This window comes from Collinsella sp. TF11-5AC, from assembly GCF_003436775.1.
In the GTDB taxonomy this organism is placed as follows: Bacteria; Actinomycetota; Coriobacteriia; order Coriobacteriales; family Coriobacteriaceae; genus Collinsella.
Genome location: NZ_QSQO01000001.1, coordinates 42,083 through 64,701 on the forward strand (window position 1 = coordinate 42,083; position 22,619 = coordinate 64,701).

General features: G+C 60.3%; 14 protein-coding genes and 1 tRNA gene. 8 read left to right on the plus strand and 7 right to left on the minus strand.

Annotated features, from left to right (window positions below; translation table 11 throughout):
• Window positions 1-193 precede the first annotated feature (193 nt).
• The 4 genes from priA (at window position 194) to DXD16_RS00215 (ending at window position 5,845) form a co-directional block, all read left to right on the plus strand.
• Window positions 194-2,647 carry a primosomal protein N' gene (priA, locus tag DXD16_RS00200; protein WP_117654707.1) on the plus strand — a complete coding sequence of 818 codons (2,454 nt, stop codon included), beginning with the start codon at window positions 194-196 and terminating at the stop codon, window positions 2,645-2,647.
• Window positions 2,648-2,665: 18 nt separating this feature from the next.
• A complete protein-coding gene (gene def / locus DXD16_RS00205; protein ID WP_117654708.1) occupies window positions 2,666-3,202 on the plus strand; it encodes a peptide deformylase in 537 nt (178 codons plus the stop codon).
• 325 nt (window positions 3,203-3,527) lie between these two features.
• Window positions 3,528-4,448, plus strand: a complete 921-nt coding sequence (gene fmt / locus DXD16_RS00210; protein ID WP_117654709.1) for a methionyl-tRNA formyltransferase — start codon at window positions 3,528-3,530, stop codon at window positions 4,446-4,448.
• Window positions 4,445-5,845: an RsmB/NOP family class I SAM-dependent RNA methyltransferase gene (locus tag DXD16_RS00215; RefSeq protein WP_117654710.1), complete on the plus strand. Its 1,401-nt coding sequence runs from the start codon at window positions 4,445-4,447 to the stop codon at window positions 5,843-5,845. The genes fmt and DXD16_RS00215 overlap by 4 nt, the downstream gene beginning before the upstream one ends.
• 141 nt (window positions 5,846-5,986) lie before the next feature.
• Here DXD16_RS00215 and DXD16_RS00220 read toward each other — a convergent pair whose 3' ends face one another.
• From DXD16_RS00220 to glgB, 7 genes are all read right to left on the minus strand, one after another.
• Complete coding sequence (locus tag DXD16_RS00220) at window positions 5,987-6,223, minus strand: FmdB family zinc ribbon protein (RefSeq protein WP_117564081.1); 237 nt, start codon at window positions 6,221-6,223, stop codon at window positions 5,987-5,989.
• An 88-nt stretch (window positions 6,224-6,311) separates the two neighbouring features.
• The gene (locus DXD16_RS00225; RefSeq protein WP_117654711.1) at window positions 6,312-9,608 is read right to left on the minus strand and encodes a 4-alpha-glucanotransferase; all 3,297 of its coding nucleotides are present in this window, start codon (window positions 9,606-9,608) and stop codon (window positions 6,312-6,314) included.
• A 218-nt stretch (window positions 9,609-9,826) separates the two neighbouring features.
• Entirely contained in the window at window positions 9,827-12,121 is a 2,295-nt protein-coding gene (glgA, locus tag DXD16_RS00230) for a glycogen synthase GlgA (protein WP_199408028.1), read from the minus strand.
• Between the two features lie 90 nt (window positions 12,122-12,211).
• Window positions 12,212-13,339, minus strand: a complete 1,128-nt coding sequence (glgD, locus tag DXD16_RS00235; RefSeq protein ID WP_117654712.1) for a glucose-1-phosphate adenylyltransferase subunit GlgD — start codon at window positions 13,337-13,339, stop codon at window positions 12,212-12,214.
• Window positions 13,340-13,343: 4 nt separating this feature from the next.
• A complete protein-coding gene (locus tag DXD16_RS00240) occupies window positions 13,344-14,492 on the minus strand; it encodes a glucose-1-phosphate adenylyltransferase (RefSeq protein ID WP_035138263.1) in 1,149 nt (382 codons plus the stop codon).
• Window positions 14,493-14,598: 106 nt separating this feature from the next.
• Entirely contained in the window at window positions 14,599-17,025 is a 2,427-nt protein-coding gene (locus tag DXD16_RS00245; RefSeq protein ID WP_117654713.1) for a glycogen/starch/alpha-glucan phosphorylase, read from the minus strand.
• Window positions 17,026-17,119: 94 nt separating this feature from the next.
• Window positions 17,120-19,381 carry a 1,4-alpha-glucan branching protein GlgB gene (gene glgB, locus DXD16_RS00250; RefSeq protein ID WP_117654714.1) on the minus strand — a complete coding sequence of 754 codons (2,262 nt, stop codon included), beginning with the start codon at window positions 19,379-19,381 and terminating at the stop codon, window positions 17,120-17,122.
• Between the two features lie 331 nt (window positions 19,382-19,712).
• Here glgB and DXD16_RS00255 point away from each other — a divergent pair, with 331 nt between their 5' ends.
• The 4 genes from DXD16_RS00255 (at window position 19,713) to loaP (ending at window position 22,554) form a co-directional block, all read left to right on the plus strand.
• Window positions 19,713-20,402, plus strand: coding sequence for an HAD family phosphatase (locus DXD16_RS00255; RefSeq protein WP_117654861.1), 690 nt, complete (start codon window positions 19,713-19,715; stop codon window positions 20,400-20,402).
• Between the two features lie 9 nt (window positions 20,403-20,411).
• Window positions 20,412-21,053 (plus strand): thiamine diphosphokinase, encoded by a 642-nt coding sequence (locus DXD16_RS00260; protein ID WP_117654715.1) that lies wholly within the window; start codon window positions 20,412-20,414, stop codon window positions 21,051-21,053.
• Between the two features lie 103 nt (window positions 21,054-21,156).
• A tRNA-Ala gene (locus tag DXD16_RS00265) sits at window positions 21,157-21,232 on the plus strand.
• 770 nt (window positions 21,233-22,002) lie between these two features.
• Window positions 22,003-22,554, plus strand: coding sequence for an antiterminator LoaP (loaP, locus tag DXD16_RS00270; RefSeq protein ID WP_233502539.1), 552 nt, complete (start codon window positions 22,003-22,005; stop codon window positions 22,552-22,554).
• Window positions 22,555-22,619: the final 65 nt, after the last annotated feature.

Below are 22,619 nucleotides of genomic sequence, written 5' to 3' on the forward strand. Positions count from 1 at the left end.
GTATCCGAGCCCCGTTCACCCGAGCGGGGCTCTTGTTTCTGTACCGATGAGTGGGTTGCTGGGACAAAATAATCAGTAGTGTTTGTCCCATGTTCGAGTGTCGCAACGAGCTCGACACTCGTATCGGCCATGGGACAAACTCTACTGATTGTTTTGTCCCACCCCTTTCAGGTCCGTTCGTTAGAGGTGGTGTATGGCTCAACAACTGTCGCTGTTTGGTTTGCCGGAACCGGAGGAAGCTCCGGTGAAGCCCAAGCCTGCCGCTGCCTCGGCTCAGTCTAAGCCTTCGCCCGAGCCCCCTGCCGCCTACGCGAGCGTGGTCCTCGACATCCCCACCCGTGCGCTGTCGGAACCGTTTGCTTACGGCATCCCCGAGTCCCTTGCCAACGAGGTCCAGATCGGATCCACGGTCCTGGTCCACTTTGGTAACCGTGCCGCCGCGGGCTATGTCGTCGACATTGCGCCTGATCTGGGCGATCTGCCGGGCAACAACTCCCTCGACCCGGTGCGCATCAAGCCCATCGAGGCCATCCTCAGCAAACCGCTCTTTACCGCCGAAGCCGCCCGCATCGCACGTTGGATGAGCCGCGAGTATGTCGCGACGCTTTCCGAGTGTCTGCGCCTGTTCTTGCCTCCGGGTGGCAGCCCGCGTGTGGTCAAGGGCGACGACGGTGTGTGGACGGTTGAACGTCCAGCCGTCAAACCCATCCAAAACCGCTGGGTGATGCTTACGCCCGAAGGCTTTGACTACACGCCGCCCAAGACCGCGGTCCGCCAGCGCCAACTCATCGAGGCGCTCCAGTGTGGTCCTGTCACGACGCGCGACCTCAACCTTCTCTATAACAGTATGTCGGCGACCATCAAGGCGCTCGAAAAGCGCGGCGTCGTGGTGGTTGAGGAGCGCCGTGCATGGCGTGGCTGCAGCGAGCAGACCACGCTGTCCTCGGCAAGCGGCAAGGCGCCGGTCTCCCTTACCAACGGCCAGCAACAGGCACTCGCGCAGATTGAGCGCGCCCGTCTGGACGCTCATGGCGACGTGGTGCTGGTCGACGGCGTCACCGGCTCCGGCAAAACCGAGGTTTACCTCTCCGCCATCGAGCGCGTGCTCGCAGCAGGTCGCTCGGCCTGCGTGCTGGTGCCCGAGATCTCGCTGACGGCCCAGACCGTCGGCCGCTTTCGTTCGCGCTTTGGCGAGACGGTCGCCGTGTTCCATTCGCGGCTTTCGGCCGGCGAGCGCCTGGACCAGTGGGACATGGTTGCCAGCGGTGCGGCCCGCGTGGTCGTGGGCGCCCGCTCGGCGCTCTTTTGCCCGCTCAGCGACTTAGGCCTCATCATCATCGACGAGGAGCACGAGACCAGCTACAAGCAGGGTTCCAGCCCGCGCTACCATGCGCGCGAGGTGGCGGCCGAGATGGCGCGGCGCTATCGCTGCCCTCTCGTGCTGGGCTCCGCCACGCCTTCTGCCGAGGCCCTCGACCGCTGCCGCCGTGGCACGTATAACGGTGCCACTTGGACACGTGTCGAGATGCCCGAGCGCCCGGGACATGCAGTCCTGCCTACGGTTCGGATTGCCGACTTGCGCCGCGAGTTTTCACACGGCAGCCGCTCCATGTTCTCAAAACCCTTGATGGAGGGCTTGGAGCGTGTGGTCGAGCGTCGCGAGAAGGCTGTGCTGCTGCATAACCGCCGTGGCTTTGCGCCGTTTTTGATGTGTCGCGAGTGCGGCTGCGTTCCCACCTGCAACCACTGCTCCACAGCGCTTACGTATCACGAGCGCACGCACACGCTGCAATGTCACACATGCGGATCCTCCTGGCGCGTGCAGCCGTATCCCGCGCCCACGAGTCGTTGCCCCAAATGTGGCAGTCGCTACCTGGCAAAAATGGGCCTGGGCACGCAGCAGATCGAGGACGCACTGCACCAGTTGCTTCCCGAGGACGTTTCCATCATTCGCATGGATGCCGATTCCACGCGTGGCAAGGATGCGCACAAAAAGCTGCTCGAGCAGTTCGATGCGGCGGATTGCGCCGTGTTGCTGGGTACCCAGATGATCGCTAAAGGTCTCGATTTTCCCGAGGTCACGCTCGTGGGCGTGGTCAATGCCGACTTCGCCCTCAAGCTGCCCGATTTCCGCGCAGGGGAGCGCGCCTACGATCTGCTGGAACAGGTGGCGGGCCGTGCCGGTCGCGGCGATCGTCCCGGTGAGGTGATCATCCAGACCTACCTGCCCGAGGATCCGGTCATTCGCGCCGTCGCTAAGCACGACCGTTCGATCTTTACCGACTACGACCTGGACCAGCGTCGCGACGCGCTGTATCCGCCGTTTGTGCGTCTGGTCAACATTTTGGTGTGGTCGGCGAACCGAGACGACGCGCAGGACTACATTGGGCGCATTGCAAAGCTTCTTAAGCGCCGCTGGCATGCCGCCGCGCCCGATTTTTTGCGGGCGGGGAGTGCCGTGCCGCAGGTGCTAGGCCCGGCTTCGTGTGTAATCGAGAGAGCCAAGGACCGTTACCGCTTCCATCTGCTTGTGAAGTCGCCCGTGGGGTACCATGTCTCTTATGATATCGACGCCTGCCTCAAAGAGGTGGGCTCTGTGCGCGGCGTGAGCGTGAGCGTTGACGTCGACGCCTATGATTTGATGTAACAACCCGAAAGGATGGCCATGGAAGCCAACGGAATCGTACTGTCGCCCGACCCTCGTCTGCGCCAGGAGTGCGCCGTCATCGAGGAGATCACCCCGGCGATCGAGGCGCTTGCCGAGAAGATGAAGAAGATGATGTTCGAGAACGGCGGCTGCGGCCTGGCTGCTCCGCAGATCGGCGAGCTTATTCAGCTCGTCACCATCGACTGCGACTACAGCGACAAGAACGACTACGACCCGTACGTGCTCATCAATCCCGTGATTGTCGAGCAAAGCGACCATCTCGTTCCGTATAGCGAGGGCTGCCTATCCATTCCTGGCATTAGCTGTGAGATCGAGCGTCCCGACCATGTCGTCGTCGAGGCGTATGACCTGGACGCCAACCTGATTCGCTATGAGGCCTCGGGCGATCTGTTCTGCGTGTGCCTGCAGCATGAGATCGATCACCTGCACGGCAACACCATGTTCGAGCGACTGAAGCCGATGCAGAGGATCAAGGCAGTCAAGGAGTACCAGGACGCCCTGGCCCGCGGCGCTCGACCGGGCGAGACGGAGTAGGTTTGTCCGTCCCCGGTGCTGAGCGCCCACATATCATCCCGTGCTCAAACATTCTCGCTGCGCTGCGAAACTGCGCGCGGGACGATATAGGCAGGCGCCCCGGGGACTACGTTGACGCTGCTTGTCTCGCCCAGGTGCCGTCGGGCCAGGGATGGGCGTCTTCGCTGATAGGTGCTTTGCTGAAAGAGCTGCTTTTATTGCGGCTCTTTCTTTGGTTTTGGGTATATTTGTTCTTGTTGAAATGTTATTGCGGATGGGCTGGTGACTTGGCTTTCCGCTGTTCTTTGTAGCCGTCTCGGCTTTGGTTGAGAGGAGACTAACTTTTATGCGTATTGTGTTTATGGGTACGCCTGATTTTGCTGTGCCTTCGCTGACTTCGCTTGTTGCGGCTGGTAATGAGGTTGCGCTCGTTATTACTCGTCCCGATGCTGTTCGTGGGCGAGGTAAGAAGCTAGAGCCGTCTCCTGTTAAGGCTAAGGCGCTTGAGCTGGGGTTGCCGGTTGTTGAGGCTAATCGTATGACGCCTGAGGTTGTTGAGGTGCTCCAGGCTGCCCAGGCTGATATTTTCTGTGTGGCTGCTTATGGCTGTATTTTGCCTGATGAGGTGCTGCATATGGCGCCGCTTGGTATTGTGAATGTTCATGCGTCCTTGCTGCCTCGTTGGCGTGGGGCTGCTCCTATTCAGCGTGCCATTCTTGCTGGTGATGAGATTGCTGGCGTTTCTATTATGCGCATTGGGCATGGCGTGGATACCGGCGCCTATTGTGCGCAGGCCTCGACCTCGGTTGCCGGTAAGCATGCTGAGGCGCTGACCATGGAGCTCGCTGAGCTCGGCGGCAAACTGCTTACCGATACGCTTCCCTCTCTTGCCGATGGCACTGCCGTGTGGACTGAACAGGATGAGGCGCTCGTTACCCATGCTGCCAGGATTTCTAAGCAGGAGATGCGCTTGGATCCGCAAATGGCGGCGCTCGATTGCGTGCGTCATGTGCTCGCTTCGTCCGATACCGCGCCTGCTCGTTGCGTGATTGCCGGCAAGACCGTGCGTGTGCTCGATGCTGCGGCGGCTGATGTGTCGCTCGGCGAGGGTCAGGTTCTCGTTAAGGCCAAGCGTGTTTACCTGGGCCTTTCTGATGGCTCGGTTGAACTGCTCGAGGTTAAGCCCGATGGCAAGCGTGCTATGACTGCTTCTGCTTGGTCTGCTGGCCTGCAGGGTGCCGATCTTATCTGGGGTGTTTTGTCATGAGCAGGCTGTCTCCCGCGCGCAAGCTTGCGCTCGATGTGCTGATGGAGGCCGATCGCCGCGGCATGTATGCACGCGACGTGCTGTCCTCTCGCGCATCGGCCAAGGCTATTGACCAGCGCGATTCCGCTTTTGCCGCCCGCTTGGCGCTGGGTGTTGCCGCCACGCAGGGTATTTTGGACGAGCTGCTCGATCAGTTTCTCGATAAGCCCAAAAAGGTTGCGCCGCGCGTTCGCATGGCGCTTCGTATCTCGGCCTTCGAGATGCTCTACCTGCATACGCCGGGCCGTGTTGCCGTAAGTCAGGGTGTTGAACTGGTTCGTTGCGGTGCTAAGTCCGCCGCCGGCTTGGCCAATGCTGTACTGCATAAGGTTGCGGACAATGTTGAGGACTTTGCCACGGCATCCGACGTGGATGAGTCCGAGCGACGCTTGGTTCGTCTGTCGCGCCTGATGGGCTTGCCGCGCTGGCTGTGCGCTCGCATTATGGCGTCGTTTGACACGCCAGAGGGTGCGCTTAACTTTGCCGGCAATCTGGCCCCCGCACCGCTGGCCCTGCATGAGAACGCCTTTGCGACTAAGCCCGATCCGTATATCTCGCAGCTCGTCGCGCCTGTCTTCCCGGGCTGTCATGCTCCGGTCGATGCTCAGGTTTCGGTTGCGTCGGGCGTATTTGAGCGTGCTGCTGCCGTGGCCTCGGACCTTAACGCCCAGCTTATCGCCACAGCTGCCACGCGTCCTGGTAGCTGCCTTGAGATTGGTGCCGGCCGTGGTACCAAGACCTATGTGATGATGTGCCAGGCCAAGCGTGCGGGCTATGAGCGTCAGCATACGGCGCTCGATCTGCATGATCGCAAGTGCGATCTGAATCTCGCTCGTCTGCATAAGGCCGGTATTCAGGGCGTTCGCACGGTTTCGGGTGATGCCTGCGAGCTTAATGAGGTGCTCACATCGTTTGATGCCATGCTTGGCGAGCCGGTTAAGTTCGACACGGTCTTTATCGATGTGCCGTGCTCTGGCACCGGAACCATGCGCCGTCATCCTGAGATACCGTGGCGCCTGACCGAAAAAGATGTGACGGTTGAGCTGCCCAAACTGCAGCTTACGATGCTCAAAGAGGCTGCTGCGCGCGTGGCTGCCGGCGGCGAGCTCATCTATGCGACGTGCTCGGTTTTCGACGAGGAGAACACGCAGGTCGTGGAAGCGTTCTTGAGCTCTCCCGAGGGTGCCGGCTTTAGCGTGGCACCGCTCTCCGAGGCGCAGATTCTGCAACTCCCCGAGTTCGATCAGGCCAAGAAGCTCGTATCCGTACGCCAGAATGATCGAGGCCTCTTCCAAAGCGTGCCGGTAAATGCCGACTCCTACGACGGCCACTTCTGCGCCCGCCTGGTCCACAAGTAACGACTAAGTTGCGGTGAAATAGGGATTGAATAGCGGCTTCTGCCCGCCAAACAGTCCTTATTTCACCGCAACTCATAAGGAAGCCTGGGCAGCTAAAGAAACAGCCCCGCGATTGGTGTCGGTCGCGGGGCTGATTGGTTTCTAGTGGTTATGCGGGCAGTTGGCGCAGCAGCCGCTGGTGGCGCTGGTGCTTGAGCCACCGCTGCGCTGGTCGGTGTTGTAGAAGCCGCTGCCCTCAAACTTGATGCCGCTGGCCGAGAACGTCTTGGCGGCCGGAGCGCCGCAGTTGGGGCACACGACCTCGGGGGTCTCGGACATGGGATGCTCAACCTCAAACACGTTGCCGCAGCTCGAGCACTTGTAATCGTAGCGCGCCATAATACTTCCTTTTCAGCACAAAGCGGGCAGATTACTCTGCCCGCAAAAATTCAAACGTCTGTAACTGTACCCTATATCGGGCGTTTTATCACGCTTCGCCCCAGAATCTATGCGTGTTGCGCAGGAGCTGTGCGGTTTTGCCCTCAGCGGCCGCAACGTCGGCCTCGTCAGCCTGCCAGGTCCAGTTGCCCGTGGCCACGCCCGGTACGTTCATTCGCGTGTCGTCGCCAAGCCCCAGCACGTCCTGCAGCGGCATCATCACCAGGGGAGCGTCGCTTGTCAGCGCGTCGCTCATCAGCTTGGCTGCCACCTCAAGACCGCTCGGCTCGTCGCCGCCCGCAAAGGAGCGCGTGCACCAACCCGCGAGCGTCGACGTGTCGTGAGTCGATGTGTACAGGATCTTGCCGGGCGTAGGGTGCACGCCGCAACGAACGTCGTAATCGCTAAACTCCAGTACGTCCATACCGGGGAAGCCGCAAGTCGAAGCCATGGCGCGAACACCGGGCGTCAGATAGCCCAAGTCCTCGGCGATAAAGTTGAGCGGACCCAGCTCGTCATAGGCGGTCTGGAACAGGTCTTTGCCCGGGCCCGCAAGCCAGCGGCCATCGGCACAGGCCTTGCCGGCGGGGATGCTAAAGTAGCTGTGGAAGCCCAGGAAGTGGTCCAGACGCACGCGGTCGTAGAGCGAGAACGCGCGACGCAGACGGTCCATCCACCAGCTATAGCCGTTCTGCTTCATGTGATCCCAACGGAAGGTGGGGTTGCCCCACACCTGGCCCTCGGGCGCAAAGTTGTCGGGCGGCGCACCGGAAATCTCAATCGCTTTGCCGGTATCGGACAACCAGAAGTTCTCGGGCTCGCTCCATGCATCGGCCGAATCGTCCGAGACATACATCGGGATATCGCCGATGACCTCGATGCCCTTCTTGTGCGCGTAGTTCATGAGCTCGCACCAGGCTAGGTCAAAGCGGTACTGCATGTACGCCTGCAGCTCTGCCTCGTCGTGGAAACGCTTGTCGTCAATCAGGTGCTCGTTGTAGCGCGCGACATCCGTCGGCCAATCGTGGCGCGACTCGCCCTCAAAGTACTTCTTAACGGCCATGTAGACGCAGTATTTCTCGAGCCAATCGGCGTTGCGATGTTTAAACGCGGTGTAGAGCGGATCGGCATCTTCGCCGCCACGGGCCTTCCAGGTTTCAAAGTCGGCGGCCAGCTCCTCGCGGCTCTCGGGCAGCAGGTCGATATTGCCCGCAAAAGCTGAGGGACCGGCGTAAGGGGAGCGGAAGAAGTCCGTTGGGTTGACAGGCAGGACCTGCCAGTAGCGCATGCCCATAGCGGACAGATGGTCGATAAAGCGACGCGTGGGTGCGCCGATCGTGCCGGGCTTGCCGTCATCGGTCGGTACCGAGGTGATATGGCACACAACGCCCGCGCCGTGATCGAGCGGCTCCTGCAAGCGCTGCTCGGCATGATGATAGATGATCGACGAGCCCAGCGGATACAAATCGAGCGTGACCGTGCCGTTGTGGATCTCGCACTCGTGACCGCTGATCACGTCACTCGCGCATTCATCGAGCGCCGGAATCGTCACGCGGTGCGAATTGCGCAGACTACGGTTGATGATAACCGTCGCGGACTCGCCATCCTTGCCCGTGCGGTTGTATGCCAGCACCTCGTCGTTGAGCGCGAAGGCCTTGATCTCGCCGTCAATCATAAACGGCAGTGCGCGGCGTACGGCGGAGGCGTTTTTGACAATAGCCAGCGTGTCGAAGTCGTGCAGTTGGTCCTTGGTCGGCAGGGTGCGGCGGTTGCCCGGATCGGTTAGACCCTCCAGGCCATATTCGTCGCCGTAGTAGATCGAAGGCACGCCGGGGAAGGTCATCTGCATGAGCGTGGCGAGCCAAAAACGGCTCTTGGCCAGGCCCATCGAGTTCTCGTCCAGGCGCCATTTGCTGCGCTCGCACTCGGGCAGCTGCGACTCGTCGGGGCCGCCGCCGAGCACCGAGATGATACGCGGGCGGTCGTGGCTCGACAGCAGGTTGAGCGCGCAGGACAATGCCTCGCTCGGGTAGTTCTCGCGCAGGGTCTCGATATCCTCAGCGGCCTCGTAGGCGTTCTTGTAGCCCATCAAAAAGCCGATGACCATGTCGCGGAAGGGGTAATCCATAGCAGAGTCCAACTCGGAGCCCTGTAGGTAGCGACGCAGATGGCCGTAGCTGATCTTGTTGGAGGCGTCTTCCCAGACTTCGCCGAGCAACAGTGCATCAGGCTTCTCGGCGAGCACGGCCTTTTTGATCTCGGCCAGGAAGTCGTCGGAAAGCTCGTCAGCGACGTCCAGGCGCCAGCCATGAGCGCCGGCACGTAGCCATTTACGGATCACGCCGTCCTTGCCCAGAAGCCGCTCGCGTACCAGCTCGGAGCTCTCATTGATGGCGGGCATGTTGCCCACGCCCCACCAGCAGTCGTACGAGCCGTCCTCGTGGAAATAAAACGCATCGCGCCACGGCGAATCCTCGCTCTGCCACGCGCCCACACCGGGGTAGTTGCCGTAGCGGTTAAAGTAGATCGAGTCGTCGCCTGTGTGGTTGAAGACGCCATCCAGAATGATGGAGATGCCCAGCTTCTCGGCCGCCTGGCACAGCTCGGTAAAGTCCTGCTCGGTGCCCAGGATCGGGTCGATCTTGGTGTAGTCGGCCGTGTCGTAGCGGTGGTTGCTCGCAGCTTCAAAAATGGGGTTGAGGTAGATGGCTGTAAAGCCCAGCTCGGCGATGCGAGGCAGGTCTTCCTGGATGCCCTTGAGCGCCCCGCCGTAGAAGTCCCAGGTTTTGATGGAGCCGTCTTCGGCGCGCTCGTACACGGGCGGCTTGTTCCAGTCCTCGACCATGCGGCGCTGGATTCCGTTGCGTGGTTTTTCGACCTCGGCCAGCGTGCGCTCGCGCCAGTGCTCGTCGCGGGCGTAGCGATCGGGGAAGATCTGGTAGACCATGCCACGCTCGTACCACTCGGGACGCACTTCGCGGTGCTTATAGACGGTAATCTGGAAGGACGGCACCTCGGCGTAGTCGTAAGTTACACCCTCGCCACCGGTGCGACCCTGCGGTGCGCCCAAGCGGACCTCGGGCTGGCCCTCGATATTGCAGATAAAGCTGTACCAGATAAGACAGGGCTCGGTGTACTCAAGCTCTACGGTAAATATGCCGTCGCCCTCGTGCGTCATGGGATACCGAGACTCACCGATCTCATCGACCCAGGTACGCAACGTAAGCGTTGCCTGGTTGGGATCGGCATCCTCCAAAATCACCGAGAGGGAAACGGAAGTTCCAGTGGTCACAGCGCCAAACGGAGTGCGAAACTGCGGCAGACGGCTGTTGTGTATCAATCTCATAGTACGGTCCAGTTCAATAGAATCATGGCCTGCGGGCCATGGGTTTTACGCCTAAGATGTAAGTATATCTGTAGTACACAGGGTGTATAAACAACATCCGTTTACCATCGGCGAACGGTTGTCCTAGAAAATCGTTTTACCAACTATCTACAGCGAAGGGGCGCCCGGTTGGAGCGCCCCTTGCTTAGGGTTTGATGAGGTTTTGGATCGTCTGTGGGCTAGCGGCGCTTGCGGGTGGCCGTTGCCTTACGGACGGACGTCTTCTTGGTCGGAGCCTTTTCCTCGGTCGAAGCGGCGGGGGAGACCGGTGCCTCCTTGGCGGGTTCGACCTTTGCCGTAGCCTTCGGAGCGGTCTTGACCTCAGCGGCCTTCGGTGCCGGCTTGGGCTTTACTGCGGGCTTGTCCTCGGCCTTAGCCTCTGCCTTGGGAGCAGCAGCCTTGGCCGTGGTCTTTTTGGCCGTCGTCGTAGTGCGCTTGCGCGTGGTGGTCTTGGCGGACGGCTTGGCCTCGACAGTTGCCTCGGCCTTGGTCGTCGACTTCGCCGCCGTGGCCTTCTTGGCGGTCGTTGCCTTCTTGGCGGTCGTGGTCGTCTTCTTGGCAGCGGTCTTTGCCGGAGCCTTGGCGGCCGGCTTGGCCTCTGCGACCTCGGCCTTTACCTCGGGAGCAGCCTCGGCCTCGGCGGCTTTCTTGGCAGCGGCGGTGGTGCGCTTGCGCGCGGTCGTTGTCTTGGCAGCGGTGGCCTTGCTCGCAGTCGCAGTCTTGCTCGCAGCGGCCTTCGTGGTCTTTGTCTTCTTAGCCGTCGTCTTACGAGTCGCGGTCTTCTTTGCCGCAGGCTTCGCAGCAGGCTTCTCCACGGACTCGGGCTCAGGAGCAACCTCAGCCTTCACCTCAGGCTCGGCCTTTGCGGGCTCAGGCTCAACCGGCTTCTCCTCGGCCTTGGGCTCATCAGCGGCAGCGGGCTCATTAAGGGGCGCCGCAGGCTCGGCCTCAGCGGCCACCGGTTCAGCAACAGCCTCAGGCTCGTCGACAACAGCCGCCGGCCTCTCAATCTCCGGATGCATAAAGAAGTACAGGTCCAGATACTTGTCGGCCGAGCGTGTCCAGCTAAAGTCCTGGCTCATGGCCTGCGTGACCAGTTGGTTCCAGGCATCGCGGTTGTCCCAGAACAGGCGTGCCGCGCGGAACACGGCGTCGCCCATCTCGTCGCCGTTAAAGTTACTAAACGAGAATCCCGTGCCCTCGCCGGTAAACTCGTTATACGGGATCACGGTGTCCTTCAGACCACCGGTCTCGCGCACGATGGGCAGGGTGCCGTAGCGCATGGCGATGATCTGCGACAGGCCGCAGGGCTCAAACTTCGACGGCATCAGGAACATGTCGGCGGCAGCATACATGCGCTGCGACAGCGCCGGATCGAACTCGATGCGCGCGGCCATGGTGCCGGGGTACTTGTCCTGGAAGTAGCGCAGGCCGTCCTCGTAGTCGCGGTCGCCGGTGCCCAGCACCGCCACCTGCACGCCGCCGGCCAGAATGCGGTCGAGCGCGTACATGACCAGGTCCATGCCCTTTTGGCGCGTCAGGCGCGTGACCATCACCATGAGCGGGCGGTCGTCGCGAACCTCGAGCCCCAGCTCTTCCTGCAGCTTGGCCTTGCACACGGCCTTGCCGGAACGGTCCTCCACGGTGTAGTTGGCGGCAATGCGCTTGTCGGTCGCCGGGTCAAAGCCTGCCACATCAATGCCGTTCAGGATGCCCTGCAGCGCATAGGAGCGCTCGCGCAGCACGCCGTCCAGGCCCTCGCCAAACTCGGGCGTCTGGATCTCGTTGGCATAGGTGGGGCTCACCGTAGTGATGGCGTCGGCATAGCGCAGGGCGCCCAGCATGTAGTTGATGCTGCAGGCGTCGCAACGCAGCTGCGAGGCGGCCGCCGGAATGTGCGCCACACCCAGGATGTCCTCCATCACGGTGTCGCTAAACTGGCCCTGGAACGCCACATTGTGGATCGAGAACACGGTCTTGACGCGGTCGTACAGCGGCAGGCCCTGGTAGAACTCGCGCAAGAACACGGGCGCCAGTGCCGTTTGCCAGTCGTTGCAGTGCAGTATGTCGCACTCAAAGCCGGCCGGCAGGTGCTGCAGACTCTCGGTGATGGCCTTGGAGAAGAACGCAAAGCGCTCGCCGTCGTCAAAGAAGCCGTACGGATAGTCGCGCGCAAAGTAGCGCTCGTTGTCGATGAACATATAGGTGACGCCGTCGTGCTCGAGCTTCTCGAGTCCGCAGTACTCGTTGCGCCAGCCCAGGCTCACGTAAAAGTCGGAGAAGTGCTCCATCTGTGCCTTGTACTCGTCCTTGATGGTGGCGTACTTGGGCACCATCACGATAACCTCGGCGCCGGCGCGCACGAGCGCCGCAGGCAGCGAGCCCGCCACGTCGCCCAGGCCGCCGGTCTTCACAAACGGCGCGCACTCGGCCGAGGCAAACACGATCTGCATCTTTTTACTGGAATCTGCCATATTGTCTCCCATGTTGCAATTCGAGAATAGCCGCCTGGCGCTAACCGGGCGGCTATTCTACATGTTACGAGCGATGTTGCGGTGCCAACGTTAACGTACGATGGTGGTGTCGGAAGTTAACGGAGCCTTGCCCAGCACCAGGATGTTCTCGGGCGTGCCGCGAAGCTCGGTGTTGGTGGGAACCACGTTGTTCTTGTCCAGAATGGCGTTCTCAACGCGGGCGCCGCTCTTGATGATGCAGCTCTGGTTGATGATCGAGTTGGTCACCGAAGCTCCTTCCTCGACCACGACGCCGCGTGACAGGATTGAGTTGCGCACGGTGCCCTTGATGATGCAGCCGGCCGAGATGATCGAGTTGCACGCGTGGCTGCCGGTCGCATAGCGCGAAGGCGGCACGTCGTGAGCCTTGGTCAGGATCGGGCGCTCGGGATCGAAGAGCTGGTCGGCGACGGTCTGGTCGAGCAGGTCCATGCTGCGGCGATACAGCGACTTCTCGCTAAACACGCCCACGACCTCGCCCTTGTACTCGTAGCTGCACACGTCGATGTTGCCAAAGTCGCCCTGGAGTGCCTCGAGCAGGTCCAGATAGTCGGCGGCCTGGTAGTGGTCGATGATCTCGAGCAGCGTCTCGCGGTTGACGATGCAGCAGTCCATGGAGGCGTTGTCGCCGTACACGACGCCGGCGCTCACGCCCGTCAGGCGGCCGTTCTCGTTAATCTCGAGCTTGGTCTCGTCATCGACGTTGCGCGTGGCCTTGCAGTACACCACGGTCATCTGGGCACCGGAGTTCTCGTGCGCCTCGATGATGGTGTTGAGGTCCATGTTAAAGATGATGTTGGTGCCCATCATCACAACATAGGGCATGTCCGAGCGCTGGAACAGCGTCTTGTTGGAGATGATGTCGCGCAGCAGGAAGCGCATGCCGCCCTTGGTGGTGCCATACGCGTTGCCGGGCACCATGAACAGGCCGCCTTTCTTGCGGTCCAGGCCCCAGTCCTTGCCCGAGCCCACGTGGTCGATCAGCGAGCGGTAGTTGCCCGGCATGACGACGCCGACGGTCTTGATGCCGGCATTCATCATGTTGGACAGCGGGAAGTCGATCAGGCGGTAGCGGCCCAAAAACGGAACGGACGCGATGGGGCGGTCCTTGAGCAGCACGCTGCCGTAGGTCGAAGAGTAGTTAGCGGTGATGTAACCGATGGCCTTGCGATTGATCATCGGATCATTCCCCCTTCCCGATAACGACGTCATTTCCAACGACGGCCGTATCCTTGGTGGTATCGACAGAGCCGAGCTTCACGCCCTCTTCGACCGTGGAGTTCTCGCCCAAAATAGCGCGGCAGATGTGCGCGCCGCTCTTAACGTGCGCACCCGGCAGCAGCACGGAGTCCTCGACCACGGCGCGCTCCTCGATGATGACATCGGTCGAAAGGATCGAGTGGCGAGCGGTGCCGTAGATCTTGCAGCCGTTGGAGACCAGGCAGTCGTCCAGGCGGCCGTCCGGGCCAATGTAGTGCGGCGGACGCGTAGTGATGTTGGACATGATGGGGAAGTTCTTGTCGAACAGATCGAACTCGGGGTTGTTGCCCAGCAGGTCCATCGAGGTCTCGTGGAAGCTGGCGATGGTGCCAACATCCTTCCAAAAGCCGTGGAACTCGTAGCTGTACAGGCGCTTGTTCTCACCGAGCAGCTTGGGGATGATGTCCTTGCCAAAGTCGTGGCTCGAGCGCTGGTCCAGAGCGTCCTCCTCGAGCGCCTCGATCAGCACGTCGGCCGAGAAGATGTAGATGCCCATGGACGCGAGGTTCGAATCGGGCTTCTCGGGCTTCTCGGTAAACTTGGTGATGCGGCCGTCTTCGGGGTCGGTGGTCAGGATGCCAAAGCGGCTGGCCTCCTCCCACGGCACGGGCATAACGCTCACCGTGAGGTCGGCGTTGTTCTCAATGTGCGTCTTGAGCATCTTGCGGTAGTCCATGCGATACAGGTGATCGCCCGAAAGAATCAGGACGTACTTGGGGTCGTTGGCCTTGATGTAGTCGAGGTTCTGCGTAATGGCGTCGGCCGTGCCCGCATACCAGGCGCCGCCGGTCTGCGTCTCGTACGGCGGCAGGATCGACACGCCGCCGTCGCGGCTGTCCAGATCCCACGCCTCGCCGGAGCCCACGTAGGCATGCAGCAGGTAGGGACGGTACTGCGTCAGAACGCCCACCGTGTCGATGCCCGAGTTGGAGCAGTTGGAGAGCGAAAAGTCGATAATGCGGAACTTGCCACCAAAGCTAACCGCCGGCTTGGCGATCTTTTGGGTGAGTGCCCCCAATCGGCTGCCCTGTCCTCCTGCGAGGAGCATCGCGATGCATTCTTTCTTACTCATCGATTTCTCCTTCTGTCATCGATGTTCCTAAACCCATTAGCGACGGACGCGGCGCTCTGCCACGCCCGTCGAATAATGCCGTGCGGCAAAGGGAGCTCGCGCGCCTTTATGCGTGCCAGATCTCGTCGCGGTACTCGCGAATGGTGCGGTCGGACGAGAACCAGCCGGAGGAGGCGGTGTTGAGCAGGGCCTTGCGGTTCCAGGCCTCCTGGTCGCCGTAGCTGCCGGTGAGCTTTTCCCATGCATCCACGTAGCTGCGGAAGTCTGCCATAACCAGGTCGGGGTCGTTGTTGTTCATGAGCTCGTTGTAGATGCTCTCGAAGTTGCCCGAAAGACCCGCAAAGGCGTTGTCCTTGAGCTCGTCCATCACGCGGCCCAGACGCTCGCGGTCGCCGTTGAGCGTATCCCACGCAAAGTAGCTGTTGGATGCCCAGAGCTGCTCGACCTCGGGAGCGGTCAGGCCAAAGATGGCCTCGTTCTCGCGGCCGGCCAGGTCGGCGATCTCGATGTTGGCGCCGTCGAGGGTGCCCAGCGTAATGGCGCCGTTCATCATGAGCTTCATGTTGGACGTGCCCGAGGCCTCCTTGCCGGCCGTGGAGATCTGCTCCGAGATCTCGGCGGCGGGGTAGATGAGCTGGGCGTTGCTCACGCGGAAGTTGGGGATAAAGCAGACCTTCATGACCTCGTTGACGCGGGCGTCGTTGTTGATGACGTCGGCAACGGAGTTAATGAGGCGGATGGTCTCCTTGGCAAAGGTATAGCTCGAGGCAGCCTTGCCGCTAAAGATGAAGGTCGTCGGCGTCACGTGGAAGTTGGGGTCGGCGATGCGACGGTTGTAGATGTCCATCACCTTCATGATGTTCATGAGCTGGCGCTTGTAGGCGTGGAAGCGCTTCACCTGAACATCGAAGACGGTGTTAGGGTCAATGACCAGACCGGTCTCGGCCTTAACGTAGGCGGCCAGGCGCTCCTTGTTGGCGCGCTTGGAGGCTCCCACGGCCTTCAGGAACTCGGTGTCGTTCTGGAAACTTTTAAGCTTCTCCAGCTCAAAGGCGTCCTTCAGCCAGCCATCGCCAATGGCCTCGGTCACGAGCTTGGCATAGGTGGGGTTGGCCTCGGCAAAGAAGCGACGGTGCGAGATGCCGTTGGTCTTGTTGTTGAACTTCTCGGGCGTCAGGGCATAGAAGTCTTTGAGCACGATGTTCTTGATGATGTCGGAGTGGATCTTGGCCACGCCGTTGACGCTGTGGCTGCAGATCACGGACAGGTTGGCCATGCGAATCTCGCCGTCCCACAGAATGGCGGTCTGGCGCAGACGCTCCTGCCAGCCCTCCTGCGTGGTGTCGAACGACTCGTGCCAACGACGGCTGATCTCGTCGATGATCTGGTACACGCGGGGGAGGAGCTTGGAGAACGTGCCGATGGGCCACTTCTCCAGAGCCTCGGGCAGGATGGTGTGGTTGGTGTAGCTCACGACCTGCGTCACGATGTTCCAGGCGTCGTCCCACTCGAGTTTCTTCTCGTCGATGAGGATACGCATGAGCTCGGGGCCGCACATGGCGGGGTGGGTATCGTTGGTGTGGATGGCCACAAACTGCGGCAGCAGCTCCCAATTCTCGCCGTGCTCCTTCTCAAAGGTGTCGAGCAGGCTGTAGATGCCGGCCGAGACAAACAGGTACTCCTGCTTCAGGCGCAGCAGACGGCCGTGCTCGCCGGCGTCGTTGGGGTAGAGGATGGCGCTGATGGCCTCGGCCTCGGCGCGCTCGGCGTCTGCCAGGGCGTAGTCGCCACGGTTGAAGGCCTCAAGGTCAAAGTGCTCCTCGACCGGCTCGGCGGCCCAGACGCGCAACTTGTTGACGGTCTCGCCGGCATAGCCCACTACGGGGATGTCATAAGGGACGGCCAGGATGTCCTGCGTGTCCACCGTGCGGTAGAACGTGCGGCCGTTCTCCTCAAAGCCCTCGACGCGGCCGCCAAACTTGATGGTTACGGCCTTGTCCTGACGACGGACTTCCCAAGGATAGCCGTGGGTGAGCCACTCGTCGGTGACCTCGACCTGGCTGCCGTTGACGATCTCCTGCTTAAACAGGCCGTAGCGGTAGCGCATGCCGTTGCCGTAGCCGGCAATGCCCTCGGCTGCCATGGAATCCAGGAAGCACGCGGCCAGACGACCCAGGCCACCGTTGCCCAGAGCCGGATCGGGCTCCTGGTTCTCGATGACGGACAGGTCAAAGCCCATGTCGTCGAGCGCCTCGGCGACCATGTCGCGCACGCCAAAGTTGAGCAGGTAGTTGTCGAGCAGTCGGCCGATCAAAAACTCGATCGAGAAGTAGTACACGCGCTTCTTGCCCTCGGCGGTGGCGCGGGCGTCACTCTTGGTGGCAACGGTGCGCGCCTTCTCGGCCACGAGCTTGGCCAGGGCGTTAAAGCGGTCGAGGTCGCTGGCGGCCTCGACGCTCTTGCCGCTGATGCTCATGACGGCATCGCGATAGAGCTCGGTAAACTCCTGCTTGTTGTCGAAGATCTTATTCATACGTTCCTTTCCCCCGGGGATGTTTCTCCCGGAACGGTTATGACTTGTATCCTACGCCTCGTCGGGGCGGGTAATTACAGCTGTAACGGTTTTGTTACGCATCCTTGGCAGACGGCTTAACAGAAGCAGACTTGGCCTTGGTAGCGGCCTTTTTGGTGGCTGCCTTTTTGGCCGTGGCGGACTTGGCCGTGGCCTTGGCAGCGGGCTTGGTTGCCTTCGCCTTAGCCGGAGCCTTCTTGGCAGCCGCAGACTTGGGCTTCACCGAGGACGTGCGCTTCTTGGGCGCAGCCTTGGGGGCCTCGACCACCGGCGGCTTGTAGCTGCTGGGACCACGGCGCTTAAGCACCACGCCTGCCAGGCCGGGAACCTTAATCTCGATGGAGTCCATTTGCCCGTTCCAGGGATAGGGCTCGCTCGAGCAGGTGTAGGGCTCCTCACCGGCGTATCCGCTGCCACCGAACTCGGGACGGTCGGAATCGAAGATGACCTCCCAGTCACCCTCGCGCGGCACGCCCACACGGAAGCTCTCGTAGCTTGCCGGATCAAAGTTGATCAGGATCACCAGGTCGTCATCGACGTCCTCGCCCTGGCGCACAAAGCTCACGATGGACTGCTTGGAGTTGTCCGCGTCAATCCAGGTAAAGCCGTCGTCGTTGTAGCCGCGCTCGTACAGGGCGGGCTCGGCGGTGTACAGGTGGTTGAGCGCCTTGATGAACGCCTGATGATGACGGTGAGTCTCGTACTCCTCGGTCAGGAACCACTGGATGGACTCGTAGTAGCGCCACTCAATAAACTGGCCAATCTCGTTGCCCATAAAGTTGAGCTTGGCGCCGGGGTGCGTCATTTGGTAGAAAGCCAGCGTGCGCAGGCCGGCAAACTGACGCCACCAGTCGCCCGGCATACGGCCGATCAGCGAGCACTTGCCGTGGACGACCTCGTCGTGGCTCAGTGGGCAGATAAAGTTCTCGGTAAAGGCGTACATGATGGAGAACGTGAGCAGCCCGTGGTTGCCGGGGCGCCACGGAAAATCGGTCTGCATGTAGTGCAGGGTGTCGTTCATCCAGCCCATGTCCCACTTGTAGTGGAAGCCCAGGCCGCCGTCCTGCGGCGGATAGGTCACGAGCGGCCACGCGGTGGACTCCTCGGCCATCATCATCACGTCAGGGTAGTGCGCCTCAACAGCGCAGTTGACCTGACGGATAAACGCGCTGGCGTCCAGGTCCTCCTCGGTACCGTACTTGTTGAACTTCTTTTGGCCCGGATCGTCGATGCCAAAGTTGAGGTACAGCATGCTGGACACGCCGTCCATGCGAATGCCGTCAACGTGGAAGTTCTCGAGCCAATACAGCACGTTGGAGACCAGGAAGGAGCGGACCTCGCCGCGGGCGAAGTCGAACTTGTGCGTGCCCCAGTTGGGGTGAATCTCGTGCTCAAACAGCATGTGGCCATTAAAGGTGGCAAGGCCGTGGGAGTCGGCGCAAAAACCGCCGGGCACCCAGTCCATGATTACGCCAATGCCCGCCTTGTGACACGCATCGATAAAGTGCATGAGCTGCTGCGGGTTGCCGTAGCGCGACGTGGCGGCGTAGTAACCGGTTGTCTGGTAGCCCCAGGAGCCATCGAAGGGATGCTCCATAAGCGGCATGACCTCGATATGCGTGTAGCCCATGTCGCGCACGTAGTCCACGAGCTCCACCGACAGGTCGTCGTAGGTATAGAACTCGCCGCGCTGCGCGGGGAAGGGATCCATGGGGCCAGGATAGTTGCCGTACTCGTCCGGATCGCCCTGCGGCGCATCGCCGTGGCGCTTCCACGAGCCAATATGCACCTCGTAGATGTTCAGCGGCTGCGACATGTGGTTGTGGCCGGCGCGGCGCTTGAGCCATGCGGCGTCGTTCCACTTGTAGCCGTCGAGGGTCCACAGCACGCTCGCTGTTCCCGGAGGGCACTCGGCCTTAAAGGCATACGGATCGGCCTTGTAGAGCTTCTCGCCCTCGTTGGTCTCGATGAGATACTTATAGAGCTGGCCCTGCTCGGCACCAGGAATAAAGCCTTCCCAAATAGCGCTCGTATGCACGGGCACCAGCGGGTTGGCTTCCTCATTCCAGTCGTTAAATTCGCCAATGACATGGACGCTCTTTACGTCGGGCGCCCAAACGCAAAAGCGCCAACCGCGCGTACGGTTCTGCGTGTCGGGGTGCGCGCCCATCTTTTCCCAGCTGCGCTCCCACATGCCAATGCCAAACAGGTAGACATCGTCCTTAGAGAGCTCCGGTGCGTGCGGGGCGGCTTTACGGGTAGCAGGCTTTTTGGTTGCTGGCTTTAGCTTTGTATCGCTCACGTTTGATCCCATCATGACGCGGCAGCGTGTTGCCTTGGTGACTAGATGCGAAAGGTCCAAGGCTGCACGAATCGAGGGGACGGCGATAGTTCTATGATTCGTTCCACCTCGCGTGCTCGGTGGAACTTTCGGCACGAAATACGATAACACCTGTTCGTTACTTTTATGGAGAAAAGTGGATTTGCGGCGGCGTTTAATCGGCGAGCGCCATGTTTATACCACTGGCAGAATTGCGATGGTAAAACTCTTGACAGTTTTACCAAATAGGGTTTCTAGACTAGTAGATTAACGTTTGGTAAAACGTTTTTAGCAGGTTGTTTACCATTTGACATCGAAAGGTATGTTTATGTCCCAGACCGCCGCACACAATGTCGCTTTTATTTTCGATTGCGACGGCACACTGGTTAATAGCACCCCCGTTTGGGCCTATGCCCAGCCCGAGTTATTGCACCGCCACGGTATTGACGTGACGGTCGACGATTTTGCCCAGTTTGAGCATTTGTCGCTCGAGGACGAGTGCCAGGCCTACCACGACACGTGGGGCATTGGCGCGAATGGCGAGGAGCTGTATCGCGAGCTGAGCGACATTTTGATTGATGGGTACTCCAAGGTGCCGCCGCGCGAGGGCCTGCTTGCGTTTTTGAAGCAGGCGGAGGAGGCCGGTATTGCCATGTGCGTTGCTACGTCCACGCCAACAGAGCTGGTGCAGTCCGCGCTCGCTGGTGCCGGGCTCGACGCTTACATGGAGTTTGTGACCACCACGGGTGAGGCGGGACGCTCCAAGCAGTTCCCCGACGTATACGAGCTTGCGTTGCACCGCCTGGAGGAGTGCCATGGGCATAAGCTTGAGCGCACGTGGGTGTTTGAGGATGCGGTCTTTGGCCTAAAGAGTTCTGGCGCCGCCGGCTTTAAGCGTGTAGGCATCTATGACCCGCATGGCCGTATGGAGCGCGACGAGGTTCGCGACAACTGCGATATCTTTATCGACAGTTATGAGGACCTGGACCTGGCCTGTGTGCTTTCGTTTGAGGGATAGGCGAGGGCTGTGGCTTGCAAGGTATTAGTGGTCTGCGGCTCGCCCGTGGTGGCGAGCGCGGATCTGTTGCATAGGTTAGCAGGGGAGTGCGACCACGTTGTCGCCGTGGACCGCGGGCTCGACGCGCTGCTGGGCGCGGGACTGGGCTGCGACGTGTATGTGGGGGATGCCGACACGGTAAGCGATGAGGGACGCGCTCTGGTCGATGCAGCCGAGGACTTTGAAGTTGAGCGCCACGACCCCTACAAGGACTATACCGATCTGGCGCTGGCGCTCGATTCCGTCCGCCGCCGCTGGCCGGGTGCCGAAGTGGTTGCGACTTGCGCTACGGGCGGCCGTCCGGACATGGCACTTTCCGTACTGGGCCTGCTTGCGGGCTACGATGACGCCCCAGTCTGGATTGCCGAGGACGAGACCACGGCCCGCATCCTGCACGAAGGCGAATCCTGGATCATCGAAGGCCACGAGGGCAGCACCTTCTCCATCATCGCCGTAGCCCCCAACACCAAGGTAAGCGAACACGGCCTAGAGTGGGAACTAGATCACAGCCCCCTGGGCCTGTTAGCTGACACGGGCATCAGCAACATAGTAAGAACCACAGCCACCATAACCGTCCACCAAGGAGCCGCGATCGGATTCCTACTGCGGTAGGGATTTTTAGGACCTGTCCCAAAAATCCCGTAAGTCACCCCAACAACCCGAAAAAAAGTCCTTGCATCAAGCAAAACATTCCCCTATAGTACTTCCTCGTCACGGGGGCGTAGCTCAGCTGGGAGAGCGCTTGACTGGCAGTCAAGAGGTCAGGGGTTCGATCCCCCTCGTCTCCACCATCGTGAATGCAAAGGCCTTCGGAATTCCGAAGGCTTTTTCATGCCAAAATACCTCGCGCCACAAACCCAATCCACTCCAACAAAAAGTTGCACAATTTATTTCCCATCTCTGTACATAGTTTGTTAGCCAAACGTGATTATCAGTGTAGATCGCCGTTCCATTTGGGCTTCAGGAACGCCCCTAATCACCGTTAGCATCCCAATAACCTGCATCAACGTGAACAACATCCCAAAACAACTCCCTTAAGCACGCCAAATGAACGATATGTTGTCCGTTGCAACCCAAATCAATTTCGCTATCAGCTTGTGCTAGGATACCTAACGATACATGAGTTCAACTGTGCTCGCGGCTCCAACGGGCCACATAGCGCAGGGTCGATCAGCATCCGGCCGTAACGGCGGTGTCAGAAACACCACGAGCTCCAATAAAGACGTCATGCAGCTCTTTTTATTTGCGTTGATTTATTTATGAGATGCAAAGTTTTGGTAGTTCGTATGCCAAAACGTAGCAGCCTGCAGCTGTTTGCGTGCGGTCCAGTTTTGTACCCGCTTGACTGGATCGCACGCAGTCAGCTGGGGACGCGGTCATTTTGCGATACACGTCCGCGTCTCTAGCAACTGCGCTTATACATACCGTTCACGGTGGGGCAGAGCCACGTGCTTGTCTGACTGGGCTCAGGGTTTGAATATGGAGCGCCTTCGCGCACAAGCGCCCTGGCGAAGCCATACCCAAACCCCGTGAGCCACACGTAAGACAGCAGGGGGGGGTGGTGCTCGTGTGGTATGTGATCCAAGTCATTAACGGTCGCGAGGACGTAATGCGCGAGCGCATCGAGCGTATGGTGCCGGCGGGCGCCATGCAGGAGCTCTTTTATCCCCAATATCAAACCGAGATTAAGGCACACGGCGAATGGGTTGATACGACCAAGCCGCTCTTTCCCGGTTATCTTATCTGCGATACGGCAGATCCCCGAACCGTGCAACAGTATCTGCTGCGCATGGACGACTTTGCCCGGGTGTTATCCCAGGACGGACAGTTTGTGCCGCTGGCAAAAGAAGAGGTCCAGCTTATTGGCGGCTTTACGCATAGGGGAGACCGCGTAGTACCCATGAGCGAGGCCCTAAAAGACGGCGACCAAGTCGTAGTTACGGCAGGTCCGCTTTTGGGTCACGAAGGCCTTATCAAAACCATTAACAGACGCAAGAGCACTGCCTATTTGGAGCTCGATCTATGCGGCCGTCGCGTTACTACGCGCGTTGGCCTTGCCGTACTTTCGGCCGAGCAGCGCGTAATGCGAAACCTTAAAAAGGCGATTGCCTAGCTGCAGGCGATTTTCTCGCAAAACAGGGAGGATCCTCGATCTGGGGACGAAGTCTTGGAAGAAAA

Coding starts and splice junctions, on each gene's coding strand:
- priA (WP_117654707.1), top strand. CDS start 194: ATGGCTCAACAACTGTCGCTGTTTGGTTTGCCGGAACCGGAGGAAGCT.
- def (WP_117654708.1), top strand. CDS start 2,666: ATGGAAGCCAACGGAATCGTACTGTCGCCCGACCCTCGTCTGCGCCAG.
- fmt (WP_117654709.1), top strand. CDS start 3,528: ATGCGTATTGTGTTTATGGGTACGCCTGATTTTGCTGTGCCTTCGCTG.
- DXD16_RS00215 (WP_117654710.1), top strand. CDS start 4,445: ATGAGCAGGCTGTCTCCCGCGCGCAAGCTTGCGCTCGATGTGCTGATG.
- DXD16_RS00220 (WP_117564081.1), bottom strand. CDS start 6,223: ATGGCGCGCTACGATTACAAGTGCTCGAGCTGCGGCAACGTGTTTGAG.
- DXD16_RS00225 (WP_117654711.1), bottom strand. CDS start 9,608: ATGAGATTGATACACAACAGCCGTCTGCCGCAGTTTCGCACTCCGTTT.
- glgA (WP_199408028.1), bottom strand. CDS start 12,121: ATGGCAGATTCCAGTAAAAAGATGCAGATCGTGTTTGCCTCGGCCGAG.
- glgD (WP_117654712.1), bottom strand. CDS start 13,339: ATGATCAATCGCAAGGCCATCGGTTACATCACCGCTAACTACTCTTCG.
- DXD16_RS00240 (WP_035138263.1), bottom strand. CDS start 14,492: ATGAGTAAGAAAGAATGCATCGCGATGCTCCTCGCAGGAGGACAGGGC.
- DXD16_RS00245 (WP_117654713.1), bottom strand. CDS start 17,025: ATGAATAAGATCTTCGACAACAAGCAGGAGTTTACCGAGCTCTATCGC.
- glgB (WP_117654714.1), bottom strand. CDS start 19,381: ATGATGGGATCAAACGTGAGCGATACAAAGCTAAAGCCAGCAACCAAA.
- DXD16_RS00255 (WP_117654861.1), top strand. CDS start 19,713: ATGTCCCAGACCGCCGCACACAATGTCGCTTTTATTTTCGATTGCGAC.